The following is a 15,561-nucleotide window of genomic DNA, read 5'->3' on the forward strand; positions in this document are numbered from 1 at the left end:
ATATAAATACAGTTTATTTTTAGAGCTAATTCAATGAGAACTCGTTCACCATTTCTAAACCACATCGCAGAGTTTATGCTGACTAAGCAATATTCGCTCAGAACAGTTGATACATATCTTAAGTGGATTTCTTCCTATATTCATTTTCATGATAAGCGTCACCCAGCTTCAATGGGCGATAACGAGGTTGTCGAATATCTCGACTACCTTGTGCTTAAACGTAATGTGTCGCCTAAAACACAAGCGACAGCGTTAAATGCATTATCTTTTCTGTATAAGCAAATAATTAAACAGGATTTGTGCCCCAATCTAACGTTTATCAGAAGCAAGCGCCAATCTAAGTTGCCAATTGTTATGACCCCCGAGGAGGTTAAACGTCTCATGTCGTTTTTAAGTAAACGATATTATTTAATTTCAGGCTTAATGTATGGTAGCGGCTTACGTGTAATGGAAGCTGTTCAACTACGAGTTCAGGACATTGACTTTGACTACAAGTGCATTCGGATCTGGAATGGAAAAGGGAATAAACATCGGGTGGTTACTCTCGCCACAGAACTTATACCTTTGCTAAGAAATCAAATTGCTCAGGCTGATGAATACTTAAAATTAGATTCCCAGAATGAACGATATGCAGGTGTTTGGATGCCAAACGCACTAGCAAGAAAATATCCTAGCGCCAATAAGTCAATTGCTTGGCAGTATCTATTTCCCTCATATAAGTTAAGTGCAGATCCTGAAACTGGGGAGATCCGCCGACATCATTTTCATCAAACAGGAGTACGTAAAGCGGTTAAAGAGGCAGCCAAAAAAGCACAAATAACAAAACCTATAACGCCCCACACTTTTCGCCACTCTTTTGCTACACACCTGTTACAAAGTGGGGCAGACATTAGAACAGTACAAGCTCAGTTAGGCCATTCAGACGTTAAAACCACTCAGATTTATACCCATGTTTTACAGCAAAGCGCAAGCGGTGTTGTAAGCCCTTTGAGCAAAATTTTCTAGCTTGTTTTGGGGCATAAATAAGTTAGTGGAACGTGCGTTTTGTAGAACAAAAGTAACGTTGACGACCGTCTTTTGTTCCACAAAGCGCATGTCAGGAAAAGTCTAGCCCCGTTCTTTTTAAACGGTGAGATTCGGGTATGGGCTACTACATTTTATACTTGGTAAAAAGTGCAGATCCCAGCAAACAATAATGATCACGGCAATCAAGTCGCGCCAGTTACTGGCATATCCGAATCAAAGCCAACACTGGTAAATAGGCTATCTAATTCAAGCTCAAAATCTTTGCGATTTACATCCAACGCTTTTAATGTTGTTCCACCAAGTAACGCCTCTTGGCCCTTCTCTAGGCGTGCATGTAAACTTGCAATTACCGCACGAATGCGATCTCTATCTTGCTGTGCCAATGCTTTTTGACTTTCAGTTTCATGGTCAAGCTTTGCTAACATTTCCAGCCGCTCCGAGAGCTCCTTGTACGCTAAAAAATCTAACTCTAAATTTTTAAACAGTAATTGCTGCGCTTGGTCTTTACTACTGATATCAACCTTTACAGGCCTTGTCATCATATCAGCCAACAACGCTCGAAGCTTTTCGTAAGCAGCCTCATCATGAGAGGCGATGCTTGTAAGGTCGAATAGAACTTCGTGATCCGCAAATTGGAACTGCAGTAACGCTTCATTTTTGTCATGTTGCGACGTTTCGCTAGCCGAGCCACTGCTCATGGCATTCATAAAGTTTTGTTTAAAGGTGTGAGCAAGACCGCCGCCAGCAGCAAGGTGATTATCATTTGCTGTAAGCTGATTATGAGCGCTCGGGATCACTAATTTCTCTCGCTCTACAGGTGAAAAGTTCAGCGAAGTAGGCTCAATCAGCGATACTTGATGTCCAGTTAAAAACGTTGGCATTGGGCAAGTCTAAAAAACAATCTCGGTGCTAGACCTTTGCAAGCATTATTCCAAATAAATATTTTCAACAATCAGCCGATGAATTGATATCAATAGCCACTGAACACGGAAATATTTCATTTTCTTAAATAACTCATACAGCTTCATGGGCAATTCATTGCCGCTTAGGTACGTTAGGTTGCCCTATTTGAAGGCTAAATGGCAACGAGTCTACTGCTGACCAGATTGCAAAGCCCGTACTTAAAAAAGAAACGCCGCAATAGCAACAAAAGCGGAATTTGGTATAAACCTTGCTGTGTAAATATCAACCACCCAATGGATGTGCTTAATCATGAAATTGACGAAGGAAGAATTACAATTCATTAACCGAACCCTAGCCGGTAATCGCGTTACAGGCTCGCTATTGCCGGAAGCTAGGGATCAAAAACAGCAAACGCACAGTGAGATTAAAAAGTTACTTGCGGGTATTTCAAATAGTTCTCAGTTTAGTCTCGTTGCCAAAAATGCCAACGAGCAGGTCGAGTTTCCACTTAGCGACCTATCGGCATTGATGGAGATTTTAGACAACAACTTAGAAGCACCTAATATTGTGGAAGCCGCTAACTCTAGTGCACCGCGAAGCTGGCGTACCTGCCCATCAACGCCGGTCAGATTTAGATTGTCCCCTCAAATGATGCCGTTTAACATGGTCTCCATATCCCAATCAGGTGGACTGATTAATACTTTTCCCTACCAAGCAAATGCAATCCAAATTAATGTGATCAGTCGGATAGCTAAATTATATCTTGCCGACCCTATTCCACTGTTCGCAAACGTTCATTCGATAAAAGTGGCAAGCCCACTGGAGCTCGCCGTATCCTTTGCAATGAATAAAACCGATAACGAAAAACTCAAAGCATTTATTCTTCATAACTACATACAGCGCAAAGGGTTAGATTAGGGCCTGTTGACCTTTGCTGTTTGACTTTTGTTCCTCTGAGTGGATTTTGGTCGCGGCGCTCTACTTGCCGCCTAGCAATCTAAGCAAAAGTTGAGCAACAAGCTACAAGGATTGGTAAATCACTCGCATGGCGAGCAGTAAAAAGGCACAGCCCAGTATTTTATCAATCACAGCACGCTTGGCCGTTAAATCGAATTTATCTCTTGCTGAAGCACTCAAAATTGAGACAATAAAATACCATAACGCATCTATCGTTAGCACGGTGATACACATGATAAAACCTACTGTTAAAGTCATCTTTTCTGGGTCGATAAACTGCGAAAAGAGCGCAACGAAGAAAATAGCTAACTTTGGATTCAAAAACGCAATTGCAAAACCATCCTGTGCCGCTTTGCCATACGACGTTGCTGCTTGAGACTGTGATACCGCCAACCCTTGGCTCTTACTCATTAAGATTTTTATCCCCATCCATGCCAAGTAGGCTGCACCACCGTAAACCAAAAATTGGTATACAATCGGAAATTGATGAATAAGCCCTGACAACCCTAAGATTGCTAGGCAGGCATAAATTCCAACTCCCAAACCATGCGCAAGGCTTGCGACAATACCGTGTTTGGCACTATGAAATAGGCTGTAACGCAAGACAACCGCTAAACTTGGACCTGGTGACATCGCACCAAAAGCACAAATAGCAGCAAGACTTAACCAGGCTGTAAGCTCCATAATTTTTCCGTAGAGAATTGCAAAACGAGTAGGATAACAGATTTGAAAAAATAGATGACACTTTGTAAGTAAAAAGGAGCTACCTGCCCCTTTCTACGTGTTTTTTATACAGACTGCGTTTGTAATTCACATTCGCTTTGATGCTGGCCAATAAACCAAATGCTATTGGCTTCGCCATAGTAAGCTCTATGCTTTGTCTTATATGCCATTCGCCAAAAAATAACACCTAAGATCATAGCGGTTAACTCCAAACCAATAGAAGACCAAGCTGTCGCTGGCCAAATGCCAAGACTTGGGATTGCAAACGCAATGACTGAAGTCAGTGGCAACGAGAAGCACAAAATGGCAATCGCCCTTTGTGACCAAATTGCTGTTTTACTCATGCCGATAACGAATGCCGCAATCAAGGTAAACCCAAAACACAGATAATAGACCCACATATACACAACATTGATGTTCATTGTGGTCAACGCAGTCCATTTTGTTACGGCAAACGCCGCGGCTACACCCAATAATGAGCCCATTGCCACGCCAATAGTCAATTTACCCATCACTCGGCTTGATTTTGATTGCTCTGGCTGTTTTTGCTTACGGCGCTTCTCAAGCCACAATAAGTTACCGGTATAAAACAGCACTGCACCTAAAATCCCCATAATAAAATAAGCCCAGCGTCCAAATTCACCACCGTAACTCCCAAAGTGAAGACCGAATAACGTGGTAACCACCGCCCCCCAGATACCTTGATCGCCGTTCATAACACTGCTTGTAGAAATCTCAAACGTATAAGGATTCATAAACAAAAAGTCTGTGTTAGGTCCGCGCATTAAGTGCTCATCACTTACGAGTTGTATAGAAGCTGAAGGTCCTTTGCTATTTAAGCGACTGAGGGTAATTTCTTTAATTTGATGTTCAGGTGCATAAGCATGTGCCTTTTCCATGATTTCTTCAATGCTGGGTAAGCTCTCAACTTTAAACTCAACCGCTGACGGCGCTTCACGCCCAAATAGTGGTTTATCACCGTAAAGTTTGCCTAGACCATCGTATAAGAAATCATGAAATGCGAATACGATCACCGTAATCGCGATAATAATATGAAACGGTAGGCTGGTGATCCCAATTAAGTTATGCGTATCTAACCAAAAACGGCTAGCCCCTTTTTTGTCTCTTAATGCAAAGAAGCTCTTCACTAGGGTTGGCAATAAGAAGATCACCCCTGATACCAATGCTACGAAATACAAGATTGCAGCTATTCCAAGTACATAAACTCCAGCTTGGTCGTGACCGATTTCACCTACAATACCTGCGCTGCGGTGAAGGTAATCAACCAATGACGACAACTCATTGATATAGCTGGTATGGGCTTCAAGCTCACCGGACTCATTCAATGTGCCATGCCAAAGCTGCTTATCTAAGCTTAACCCTCTCGCATTACCTTGTTGGTACCACGTAATGGGAGATTGTCCTTCCTCAAAACTGACTTTAATCCCGTTCTGTGACTCTGGATATTGTACGAAAGCAAGTTGGAGCAACTCATCATACTGGGTAGTTTCTACTTGCGACAATTGATGAGATGGGGGAGTCGCCCATTTATCGATACTGCTCGCAAACATCGTAATAGCACCGGCAAAGAATCCGATAAACAGCAGCAATCCTGTGGTGATCCCCGTCCAAGTATGAACGCTCTGGTAAATCCTTAAAATATCAGCGCGGATCTTCATGCCATCCCTCTTACAAAATACAATAAAACATACACAACGATATTCGCCCCACCCAACCAAAGTACTGCTTGCTTATAATTTTTAAACATAAATACAAAGCTTAAAATTAACAGCCAAATAGGTGAAACCATCCACATATTGAACTGGGTGCGCCAACTGTGCTTCTCGACACTTATAGTTTGGATTAGGCCGTCGCTACCAAGCCAAGCGAAAAGGCCAACTAGACCAAAACTCAACGCTAGGCCTAAAATAATGCCTGCCAGCGTTTTACCTAGCCAATCGGGTTGAACCTTTTCAGCTTGTGACAACCGGCTCATTGTGATTTCCTAAAAAGTATTAAAATGGTGAAGGGAATAAGCGCAGTAAGCACCATGACACTGATAAGCCAACTAAATACGACCGCTGCACCTGAAAAAAGCTGCAATGCTAAAATCACGCCGCTCGCTAATAAAGCATATCCGCCGATTCTGGCACTATTCGGCAAACGTTGCTTCAGCAAGCGCTGATTTTTATTGGTGCTATAAATCAGAATAATTGCAACACTTAAAAGAACAACAAAAGACACACTTAGCAAAGTAAAACTCCGTTTCACATAAAAACATAAAATTAAGGGCTAGTTAAGATTATAACGAACGTTGAAATTTCAGCAACACAAAAAATAACTCATATGATAATCATTTCTATTAGATAGAGGTAGTTCGAATTGTTTTCTTAGGTCATGGCAATGACCCGACAAGCCAATCATTGATGCGTCTGAGCTTTGGGGTTACGGTTACATAAAAATATACAAGTATTAATAACAATTTGTCTTAATACATGCTCAATTTGAAGGAGCAAATCTGACACTAATGGCATTAGAAATTTCTTTTTTTATAGCAACTAAATAGCTCTCTTAATTAAGCGCCTAATTATCTTCAAACGCCCATAATATGTTCTTTTGTTGCGCTTTTTCCAATCTATCATTACGCTTAGAGAAGGTAATTTAGGATAAACGCACAGATGCACATTGTTCTCTTATTGCTACTCGCCCTACTTAGTACCAACGCGCTGGCAAAAACGGATAGTCGTGCGGTACATATTTGCTTTGAACGGTGGTGGCCTTATAGCTTTGTTAACGAGCAAAAACAAGTTCGAGGCATAGAGGTTGATATAATTAAATCAGCACTTATTGGCACTCCCTATCGAGTGACATTTCATGAACTTCCTTATCGTCGCTGTTTAGCAGGCGTTGCCGATGGTACATTTGATTTTACCTTACATGTAGATGAGGCCGATGGTTTTCCAATTATTGATGTGTCATTCACCACCTGGCTGCTCTCTCTTGCGGTAAAACAAGGCCGCTTCAGCAACCCTGATGACTTTTATCAACTTGCCGCCCCAAGAGTCATGATCTCAGAGGATTACAGCTACCCGGAAGCAGCTGTACAAGGGCTGAAAAAAATCAATGCAGCCATTGCCAAGCGTTCCTTTTATGAACAAAACCATGACGACGGCAAAAAGTTTTTTAGCGTACTCAATAACAACAGGGTTGACGCTGTTTTAGTCGATAAGGTGTGGGCGTTAGAGATGATCCGCCGCCACCAACTTGAAGTCACTTTTCTACCGCGTCCTTTTCATGCTGAGCAGCAATTTATGGGATACAACATCGCTAACCAAGCGATGGCGAAGCGTATCGAATCGCTCTTAGAAAAGGTTTCGGATAAAACAATTAAAACTATTGAGATTAAATACTTAGGCGATGATTTTTAATTCCTAACGCAATAATTTCATGTTCAAATAACAAACAAATAACCACACTGCGATGATCTAGTTCTACACTTATAATATCCGTTTATCCATTTGCCTCGCACTCGAAGGAGCTCATATGAAGTCCTTATTTTCTTGGCTCACCGCACTATTATTATCTTTGATTATTCTTGGCGCTTGTGGTTATTGGTTTTGGCTAACGAGTGAGCAAGAAGAAATATACAGTGTAGAAAAAATAGCAAACAGCGAAAGCAATCCTATCATTGAGTTTTATCCGCATATTTCAAAAGTTACAAGGCCCGTCGATACCTTCGTATTTCCGATTGCGATAGGAGATATTGGTCCTAATACCAACCTATACTCTGGCCCTAACCAATATCCTTTTTACTGTATGACTCAGGACTCCGGCCTTGGTCAGCCAGAGATAGATAACCACGCGGGACTCGGAGTGCCGGTGATGGATGAGCAATCAAACCAAGTACTTGGTTTTAGTAAAGATTGCATGGCAAAAACGCGGTTACGCTACTTTGCGATAACCTCTGACAATCAAATCAAGCAGTTAGACAAGGGAAGTAAAGCGATAGACACAAACTTACTGTTACGCGTTGAGCAAGGCACCATAAATCGCTTCATTTATACCATAGTAATGCCAATCACAGTTGACGAAATGGGTGATAGACAGGCAAAGTCTCAATGGAATAACCGACTTATCTACCAATTTAATGGTGGTTCTGGGATTGGCTTTAGACAAGGCAGGCAAAAACCAGAGCGTGTGATAGATAGACAGCTTGAGCAGTTAAAGCTTGGCTACGCAGTTATAAGCTCTAGTGGCAATAAAACCAGCTACACCTACAACATGTTACTAGCCGAAGACACCGCGAGACGGGTGAAAAAGCAATTCACAAGTTTGTACGGAGAGCCGCTCTATACGGTCGGAATTGGCGGCTCTGGCGGTGGACTCGCACAATATTTGATTGCACAAAATAGCCAAGGGATCTTAGACGGCCTTATCCCACTTTATAGTTACCCTGATATGATCACCCAAACCACTTACGCGTTAGATTGTGATTTACTAAATAACTACTTTACTTTTAGAGCTAATGACAGAAAAGCATGGCGTGATTGGACCCGTCGTCGGCATATTGAAGGCATGAATGCAATTAACGACTTTCCGCAAAGGGCTGGGTTTTTGCAACCACTCAACCAATTAATGTCAGGATTTGTGCCTTCCTTTCCTGATGGCAATAGTGAATGTATTAATGGCTACTTTGGATTATCTACTTTTATTAATAATCCAAGGCAAGGGTTTTTAAGGACCTTTTTTGAGGATGAGGTAGTAGAGAGAACAAACTGGAGTTACTGGCAGGACATGGCCAACGTATTTGGCACGGATCAATCAGGCTTAGGATTAAGCACTTGGGATAACGAAGGCGTTCAATATGGACTAGAAGCATTAAAGGCTCAGCAAATCACAATGGCTGAATTTATTGATCTCAACAAAAAAATAGGCGGATGGAAGCCCCAAAACCAAATGCAACAAGAAGAAATTGTATTACCATTTGGCCACAAAGTACCTATTTGGCTCACTCTTTGGGGCAATCATAATATCACCACGCCAGATGATAATGGTGTAGCACCGAGGCACAGCGGTAGCCTCGCGGCGATGGAAAAAGCGTATCGCTCTGGGCAGGTATTTATTGGCAAAGTTGATATCCCCATCATTGACGCCAGACATTATCTCGAGAATGAGCTAGATATGCATCATATGTCTGCTTCATTTTATACTCGATTGAGAATGTCCGCCGCAGATTCAAACCCAGAGAATCAAATAATTTGGGTCGCACATCAAGCGTTTAATCCTACTCAACTCGCATTTGAAAAAATGGATGAATGGTTACTCAACCTCAAAGCACAGCCAAATTTATCCGTTGCAGACGCAAAACCGAAGACACTTGCTGATACGTGTTTCGACGAACAAGGTAAAGTCATCGCCAGCGGCAAAGCGGTGTTTAATGGTATCTGGAATAACCAGCCGCAAGGGACCTGTACCGCTAGATATCCGATGTTTTCTACCAGCAGAATTCAAGCCGGTGCAAACTGGGCTGGTGATATATTTAAGTGTCATAAAATATCGATTGAAGAGGCGCTTGCCAAAGGGATCTACGGGGATGTAGATATCTCAACGCAACTCACCACACTTAAACAAATTTATCCAAAAGGCGTATGCGATTATAGTCAGTCCGATATGGGTAGACCGCAAGATCTTGATTGACCGAGAAAATGTCGCGGCTTAGACTTAGAACTAACAGGAGAACAACGGGTTAGAATTAAGTGATACAAGCACTATTTTCGTACGGCACATTGCAACAGGAGCAAGTGCAACTTGATACATTCGGCAGACGATTAGAAGGCGAGAAAGCGGTACTTTGTGGATTTAAAATTGGCCAAGTTAAAATAACGGATCCTGCTGTTATCATCAGTAGCCAAAAGGACATTCATCCCATTTTAATCGCGACAGGTAATGCAGAGGATGAAGTCAAGGGCACTGTATTTTTAATCACTGAAGCTGAATTAGCTCATGCAGATGAGTACGAAGTGGATGACTATCAACGTATTTCAGCAACACTAAGCTCGGGTAAAACCTGCTGGATTTACTCGGCAGCTCCTAATGCCCAATTAATTTAGTTCCCAACTAATCCTCGAGTTATTCGTTGTGAATAGCTCCGCTTTTCCTTTGATTGCTATTCAGAGTCACTCTCAAATGTAGATCTTACGTCCCACGAATAAAATACAAATATGCCTATGTCTTAATTCTTTAAACTTTTATTAATTGAACGTTCAATAAAAATGGCCTGAATTGTCATAAAACCTCCCCATACTTGCGCCGACTCTTTCAGCGATCACAATTAACCTAGAAGTTGGAACAATTATGAAAACGCAACGCAAGCTAAACCTGATCACTACCGCACTATTATCCACCCTAGCAATTAACGCCTACGCTAACGATGACAAGACTAAAGACGATAAAGTCATTGAAGAAGTTACGGTTGTTGGACAAAGTGTTTCCTTTGCAAATAACGCAACAAGTGACGAAATGAGCAAGCAACAGTCTGCTATGACATCGGCTTTGGCTGTTATCGATAATTTACCTGGTGTACTCATCAACGAAGGAGATACATTTGGTTCTGACGACTGGTCAACCACCGTTTCTATTCGTGGCTTTCAGCTGAGTTTAGACGAGCAGCAAATCGGTATTACGGTTGATGGCATTGCCAATGGTAATTCAAACTATGGTGGTGGTGCGAAAGCAAACCGCTACATTGATACTGAAAACTTGGGTGCAGTGCAAGTATCTCAAGGTACCGCTGATATTGCCTCACGCTCCAATGAGGCATTGGGTGGTACACTTAACTTCACTACCATTGACCCCTCTGAAAAGAAAGGTTTAACGCTTTCTATCACCAGTGGTGACTTTGAAGCGCAAAAGTACTTCGCTCGTTATGAAACTGGTGAAATAATTGAGAATACCTATGCTTGGATCAGCGTTTCTAGCTCAAGTAACTCAGACTGGATCCAACAAGTCGCGAATAATGAACGCGACCATTTAGCCGCTAAAATAAAACACCAAAAAGGCCCGCTAACGGTAAAAGCTTATGCATCTTATGACGATGTAGTTGAAGCAAACTACCAACGTGTAAGCCAAGAACAATTTGAAGCAGATCCAGCATGGGATAGACTAACAGATACTATCACCGGCATTCCACACATAGACCAAGTATACCGCAATGGCTGGCGTACGCACCGCGAAAACATTTTCGGCTACATAGAAGCAACCTATGAACAAACTAATTGGGCACTAACGAGTAATGTCTACTATCACACCAATGAAGGTCGTGGTGATTGGGTTCCTCCCTATTTAGTTGATATCAACAACGACGGATTAAATCAGCCTCATTCAGAAGTGACAGGTACTGCGCCTTATACTGGCGGTAGTCCTATCGGACGCATTTACTTCGTTGATAGCGAAGGTAAAGCACTAAAACCAAATGCAAAATGTACCTCAAGCCTGACTTTCCCATACGGTGGTGCTGACGAAGAGTATGATCCGGCATGTTATGGTGCAGGCGCAATTCCGGTAGGCTCTTATCGACATACGCACTACGGTAAAGACCGTCTCGGGATCAATGCTGATTTTACTTTCTACGGCAAAATTGCCGATATGGATAACACCATTCGCGCAGGGTTTTGGTATGAAGACTACCAACGTGAAGAATGGCGAGATTGGCACAAGCGCATTGATGCTCGAGTCTCTGCTAATTTTGACCATACGCCATATTGGATCCAATATAGCCGTGAGTTTAATGTCGATACAACCATGCTCTACATTGAGGATGAATTAGACTTTGGCCTAGCTCGATTGCGTGTTGGTGCCAAGAAATTCTTGGTCGAGTTAGAAGGTGTCGACAAGTTTAGCGGTCAAAAAGTGGCACTAGACTCAGACTCTGACGCATTACTAAGCGCAGGGTTCGTCGCCCCAATGCCAATCGAAGGCCTAGAATTATTTGCAGGTTATGCCGAAAACTTTGCAGCTATAAAAGACAACGTACTAGAACGTGAAGCCTCTGCACTTGAACAAATCGAGCCTGAAACTGCTGAAAACATTGATTTAGGTTTTAGGTATTCATCTACCGAATTTAATGCCAGCCTGACCTATTATGATGTAACGTTTGATAACCGAATTAGTTTTATAGCTCCAGATTCACCAGATGGTATTGATTATCTGATTGGCACTAATGGTTCATATGTGAATGTTGGCGGTATCGAGTCGAACGGTTTTGAAGCTTCTGCAACTTGGTATGTAACCAACAGCTGGGGTATTTATGCATCATATACACATAACGACTCCACCTACACGGGTGGTTTGAATGACTTCCCGGCGGGTAACACAGTATTTGGCTCTGCAGAAGATTTAGCCGTTATTTCTATTGATTGGGCTGAGGGGCCATATTTCGCGGGTCTTTCAACGAAATGGGTGGGTGACCGTTACATGGATGCGAAGAATACTCAAAGAATCGATAGCTATATGACTTCAGATTTTTATGCCGGTGTTGCGATTGATTCACCGCTATCTGGTGTTGAAAATATGGAGCTAAGGTTAACTATCAATAACCTAACCGATGAAAGTTATTTGGGTGGTATTGCTGGTCAATCTGCATGGATAGGTGCTCCACGCACCGCTGCTGTGAACTTTAAGCTCACTTTTTAATAATAAAGCCAAGTAAATAAGGGCACTTCGGTGCCCTTTTTAAACAGATATACCCTAATGTGGATTGGGAGATAAAATGAAGCGTGCAATGTGGTTATTCATACTCACTTTTAGTGTATTTACTCAAGCAAAACAAAATGATCCGAACCTTATTCTGGTCACAATAGATGGTGTTAGATGGCAAGAAGTGTTTTACGGATTGGATAATCAGTTAGTCAACGATAAAGAATCAACAAGCGATCCAAAAGTGCTAAAAGCTCTTTTTCAGGAACACAACTCTCAGCAAAGCCGTGAAAAGTTAATGCCATTCTTATGGCAATACGTGGTCGAAAACGGCGTCATTCTCGGCGATAGAAAACAAAACTCAACAATGCGAGTTTCCAATCCATGGTATTTTTCATACCCGGGTTACAACGAAGTAATTACTGGTATTGCCGATCCCAATATTGACTCTAATGACAAAAACCCGAACCCAAATATATCGTTTCTAGAATGGCTTCAATCTCAGCCTAGTTTCGAGCCAAACCTTGCCGTGTTTGGTAGTTGGGACGTATTCCCTGCGATTTTTAATCGTGAAAGGAGCAAATTGCACATAAACGCTGGATTTGAAATTGCAAAACATACAACTAATCCCAAGCTGCAATTTTTAAATGAATTACAGGCGCAAGTTCCGAGCCCTTGGTCCTCAGTGCGCTTAGATGCCTTTACGTATCAATATGCAAAAGCCTATCTTCAAACCCAAAAACCAAGAGTGATGATGCTAGCACTTGGCGAGCCAGACGATTATGCGCACGCTGGAAACTACGACGAGTACATCAAAGGCATCCACCGTGCTGATAAAATATTGGCCGACTTATGGCAAACCTTACAAGCAATTCCGCGATACAAAAACAACACCTACCTACTCATTACTACCGATCATGGCCGAGGTATGGATCGTGAGGATTGGAGACACCACTCATCAAAAGCAGCGATTGAAAAGAACTACCCAAGCATGCTTGAGAAGCAACCTGAAGGGATCGTAGGTTCTGACCAAGTTTGGTTTGCAGCAATCGGACCCAAGATAAAAGCCAAAGGATTAGTGATCCCAAAGCAAGAGCAAACCTTATCGCAAGTTACCGCGACTGCGCTTCAATTACTTGGACAAAACCCTTCTACTTTTAATCCCAAGATAGCACCACCGCTTGAAGGCATAGCGCAATGATCAAACTAAAACGACCTAAACTCGCTGAGCGCAAGCATTTCACTCGCCTAATGCTATTTCCTTTAATGACGTTTGTTGCAATGAACGTGTATGCCAATGAACAAGCCACTTTGTCAACAATTCGCTTTGGCTCATGTTCTCATCAAGATAAAGCTATGCCTATATTAGCGGCAATTAATAAAGAGAACCCTGAGCTATTTATCTTTCTTGGAGACAACATCTATGGTGACACCACGGATATGGATGTGCTTAAGAAGAAATATGAAAAGCTTAACGCAAACGCAGGTATACAAGAACTACGGCAACAATCTCAAGTTATCGCCATTTGGGATGACCATGACTACGGTGAAAATGACGCAGGTTTGGAATATTCTCAAAAAGAAGCCTCACGAAAGATCATGTTAGACTTTTGGCATGAACCTGCTAACTCTTTGCGACACAAGAGACTCAGGAATTTATACTTCGTATGAATATGGCCAAGGAAAGCAGCTAATTCGTGTCATTATGCCCGACTTGAGATGGAACCGACCGGCGTTAACGTCAGTATCAAAATCAGATTACGACAACAAACGTAAGCCAAAAAATAGGGGACCGTATAGCCCGGTTCTAGATGCGAGTATGCTGGGTGATCAGCAGTGGCAATGGCTTGAGTCTGAGTTAAAAAAACCTGCCGCTATTCGAATTATCGCCTCTAGTCTACAATTATTACCCGAATTTACTGGGTGGGAAGCTTGGGCCAACTACCCTACTGATAGATCACGACTTCTGAACTTCATCACTCGCGAAAAACTTGGTGGCGTTATCATGATTAGCGGTGATACACACTGGGGTGAAATTTCGAAGGTAGTACATCAGGACTACCCTTTTTGGGAAGTCACCAGCTCGGGGCTTACAGAAGAGTGGAAACAAGTCAGCCCAAATCAACACCGAGTGTCTGGATTTACTCATGATGTGAACTATGGGTTCATCGACATTGATTGGTCTCAATCAGATCCCACAATCACAATCGGCTTAAAAGATGTGGAAGGTAAAGAAGTGATGTCAAATATGCTTAAGCTATCTGATATTCAATAAACGCCGCCAGTTAAGTCGTATACCTCCATTGTTTCTTCATATTTACGCAATAATATGACAGCGTTTTTATCTAGGAACATGGAGGTTCCCTTTCTACTTTGCATCACCACAAATTGTTATAAATTGTTAAACCCTATTCTAGAAACATTAAAATAGCGCTACACTCTTTTTGCACATATTGAAGAAAAGGAAATATTCGTGAAACGAGCCAGCGTTTTATCGAGCTGCATTGCTTTAGCATCACTAATTGGTTGTTCAACTGAATCAACACAATCAGATGTCGTAAAAACAGAAGGAATCTGGGCGGATATTCGTGTTACTTCAAATGGTGAAGGCTCCCGAGTTGTTACTGAGTTTAATTTAAATAGTAGTTCTGGTGCGAACGTCATTCTTTCTGATGGTGATAGTGTTAGAGCAACACTTGGTAATGAAAGGAAGATATTGGTAAAGGATAACGACCTATTCGATGTCGATTATCAAGGTTACTTTACAGCAACTGCAAAAAATTCTGAGCTAACACTTGAGTTCATTCGTGATAAAGAGAATGAAAAATTAACCTCTAGAGTGAAACTTCCTGCACCAATAAGACTTTACTCTCCAGTCTCTGAAAGATTTAACCGTAATGATGACATTTTGGTTGAGTGGAGAGAGGAAAGCGACATCAATACCAAGCTTTTTCTCGAATTTAAATCGTTTTGTACAAAGACGACTGGCGATTCAAGCCTTATAAACTTCGAATCTGAAATATCAGAGTCTGGTGGGCAATATAAAATTCTATTGAGTGAATTAACAGGCTTTGATGATGACGCACTGGATAAAACAAAGCCCTGCGACACAACAGTAACATTGTTCCGTACCCGAAAAGGCGCTATCGATACCAAATTTAAATCTGGCAGTCGAATAAATGCCATTCAGGAAAAACAATCTGAAAAGTTCCAAATTACTCTTAACTAGTTAATTTCAATAACTTTCCCCCTCTTCTA

General features: G+C 41.9%; 13 protein-coding genes and 1 pseudogene. 9 read left to right on the top strand and 5 right to left on the bottom strand.

What is annotated here, in order from left to right; all coding sequences use genetic code 11:
• Positions 1-33: 33 nt before the first annotated feature.
• Positions 34-1,005, top strand: coding sequence for an integron integrase (locus BB427_RS06500; RefSeq protein WP_069019615.1), 972 nt, complete (start codon positions 34-36; stop codon positions 1,003-1,005).
• 203 nt (positions 1,006-1,208) lie between these two features.
• On the opposite strand, the gene BB427_RS06505 is transcribed toward BB427_RS06500, so the two are convergent.
• Entirely contained in the window at positions 1,209-1,907 is a 699-nt protein-coding gene (locus tag BB427_RS06505; RefSeq protein WP_069019616.1) for a hypothetical protein, read from the bottom strand.
• A 331-nt stretch (positions 1,908-2,238) separates the two neighbouring features.
• Between BB427_RS06505 and BB427_RS06510 the strand changes: the two genes are divergently transcribed.
• Positions 2,239-2,847 carry a hypothetical protein gene (locus BB427_RS06510; protein ID WP_069019618.1) on the top strand — a complete coding sequence of 203 codons (609 nt, stop codon included), beginning with the start codon at positions 2,239-2,241 and terminating at the stop codon, positions 2,845-2,847.
• Between the two features lie 102 nt (positions 2,848-2,949).
• Here the strand turns inward: BB427_RS06510 and BB427_RS06515 are convergent, their stop codons facing one another.
• The 4 genes from BB427_RS06515 to BB427_RS06530 form a co-directional block, all read right to left on the bottom strand.
• Positions 2,950-3,570 carry a LysE family translocator gene (locus BB427_RS06515; RefSeq protein WP_069019620.1) on the bottom strand — a complete coding sequence of 207 codons (621 nt, stop codon included), beginning with the start codon at positions 3,568-3,570 and terminating at the stop codon, positions 2,950-2,952.
• Between the two features lie 104 nt (positions 3,571-3,674).
• Positions 3,675-5,288, bottom strand: a complete 1,614-nt coding sequence (locus BB427_RS06520; RefSeq protein ID WP_069019622.1) for a PepSY-associated TM helix domain-containing protein — start codon at positions 5,286-5,288, stop codon at positions 3,675-3,677.
• Positions 5,285-5,605 (bottom strand): hypothetical protein, encoded by a 321-nt coding sequence (locus tag BB427_RS06525; protein ID WP_069019624.1) that lies wholly within the window; start codon positions 5,603-5,605, stop codon positions 5,285-5,287. The genes BB427_RS06520 and BB427_RS06525 overlap by 4 nt, the downstream gene beginning before the upstream one ends.
• On the bottom strand, positions 5,602-5,853 hold the full coding sequence (locus BB427_RS06530) for a hypothetical protein (RefSeq protein WP_254663593.1): 252 nt from the start codon (positions 5,851-5,853) through the stop codon (positions 5,602-5,604). The genes BB427_RS06525 and BB427_RS06530 overlap by 4 nt, the downstream gene beginning before the upstream one ends.
• A gap of 434 nt (positions 5,854-6,287) precedes the next feature.
• Between BB427_RS06530 and BB427_RS06535 the strand changes: the two genes are divergently transcribed.
• From BB427_RS06535 to BB427_RS06565, 7 genes and pseudogenes are all read left to right on the top strand, one after another.
• Complete coding sequence (locus BB427_RS06535; RefSeq protein ID WP_069019628.1) at positions 6,288-7,037, top strand: substrate-binding periplasmic protein; 750 nt, start codon at positions 6,288-6,290, stop codon at positions 7,035-7,037.
• A 115-nt stretch (positions 7,038-7,152) separates the two neighbouring features.
• Complete coding sequence (locus BB427_RS06540) at positions 7,153-9,306, top strand: DUF6351 family protein (protein ID WP_069019631.1); 2,154 nt, start codon at positions 7,153-7,155, stop codon at positions 9,304-9,306.
• A 59-nt stretch (positions 9,307-9,365) separates the two neighbouring features.
• Entirely contained in the window at positions 9,366-9,719 is a 354-nt protein-coding gene (locus BB427_RS06545; protein ID WP_069019638.1) for a gamma-glutamylcyclotransferase family protein, read from the top strand.
• A 244-nt stretch (positions 9,720-9,963) separates the two neighbouring features.
• Positions 9,964-12,300 carry a TonB-dependent receptor gene (locus BB427_RS06550; RefSeq protein WP_069019641.1) on the top strand — a complete coding sequence of 779 codons (2,337 nt, stop codon included), beginning with the start codon at positions 9,964-9,966 and terminating at the stop codon, positions 12,298-12,300.
• Positions 12,301-12,376: 76 nt separating this feature from the next.
• On the top strand, positions 12,377-13,504 hold the full coding sequence (locus tag BB427_RS06555; RefSeq protein ID WP_069019644.1) for an alkaline phosphatase family protein: 1,128 nt from the start codon (positions 12,377-12,379) through the stop codon (positions 13,502-13,504).
• A pseudogene (locus tag BB427_RS06560) lies at positions 13,501-14,578 on the top strand (alkaline phosphatase D family protein). The gene BB427_RS06555 and the pseudogene BB427_RS06560 overlap by 4 nt, the downstream one beginning before the upstream one ends.
• Positions 14,579-14,776: 198 nt before the next feature.
• Positions 14,777-15,532, top strand: coding sequence for a hypothetical protein (locus BB427_RS06565; RefSeq protein WP_069019647.1), 756 nt, complete (start codon positions 14,777-14,779; stop codon positions 15,530-15,532).
• The last annotated feature ends 29 nt before the right edge of the window (positions 15,533-15,561 follow it).

The organism is Pseudoalteromonas sp. BMB (genome assembly GCF_001709235.1).
GTDB classification, from domain to species: Bacteria; Pseudomonadota; Gammaproteobacteria; order Enterobacterales; family Alteromonadaceae; genus Pseudoalteromonas; species Pseudoalteromonas maricaloris.

What these genes read in the sequence shown, in the direction of transcription:
- BB427_RS06500 (WP_069019615.1), top strand. Translation starts at nt 34, where the DNA reads ATGAGAACTCGTTCACCATTTCTAAACCACATCGCAGAGTTTATGCTG.
- BB427_RS06505 (WP_069019616.1), bottom strand. Translation starts at nt 1,907, where the DNA reads ATGCCAACGTTTTTAACTGGACATCAAGTATCGCTGATTGAGCCTACT.
- BB427_RS06510 (WP_069019618.1), top strand. Translation starts at nt 2,239, where the DNA reads ATGAAATTGACGAAGGAAGAATTACAATTCATTAACCGAACCCTAGCC.
- BB427_RS06515 (WP_069019620.1), bottom strand. Translation starts at nt 3,570, where the DNA reads ATGGAGCTTACAGCCTGGTTAAGTCTTGCTGCTATTTGTGCTTTTGGT.
- BB427_RS06520 (WP_069019622.1), bottom strand. Translation starts at nt 5,288, where the DNA reads ATGAAGATCCGCGCTGATATTTTAAGGATTTACCAGAGCGTTCATACT.
- BB427_RS06525 (WP_069019624.1), bottom strand. Translation starts at nt 5,605, where the DNA reads ATGAGCCGGTTGTCACAAGCTGAAAAGGTTCAACCCGATTGGCTAGGT.
- BB427_RS06535 (WP_069019628.1), top strand. Translation starts at nt 6,288, where the DNA reads ATGCACATTGTTCTCTTATTGCTACTCGCCCTACTTAGTACCAACGCG.
- BB427_RS06540 (WP_069019631.1), top strand. Translation starts at nt 7,153, where the DNA reads ATGAAGTCCTTATTTTCTTGGCTCACCGCACTATTATTATCTTTGATT.
- BB427_RS06550 (WP_069019641.1), top strand. Translation starts at nt 9,964, where the DNA reads ATGAAAACGCAACGCAAGCTAAACCTGATCACTACCGCACTATTATCC.
- BB427_RS06555 (WP_069019644.1), top strand. Translation starts at nt 12,377, where the DNA reads ATGAAGCGTGCAATGTGGTTATTCATACTCACTTTTAGTGTATTTACT.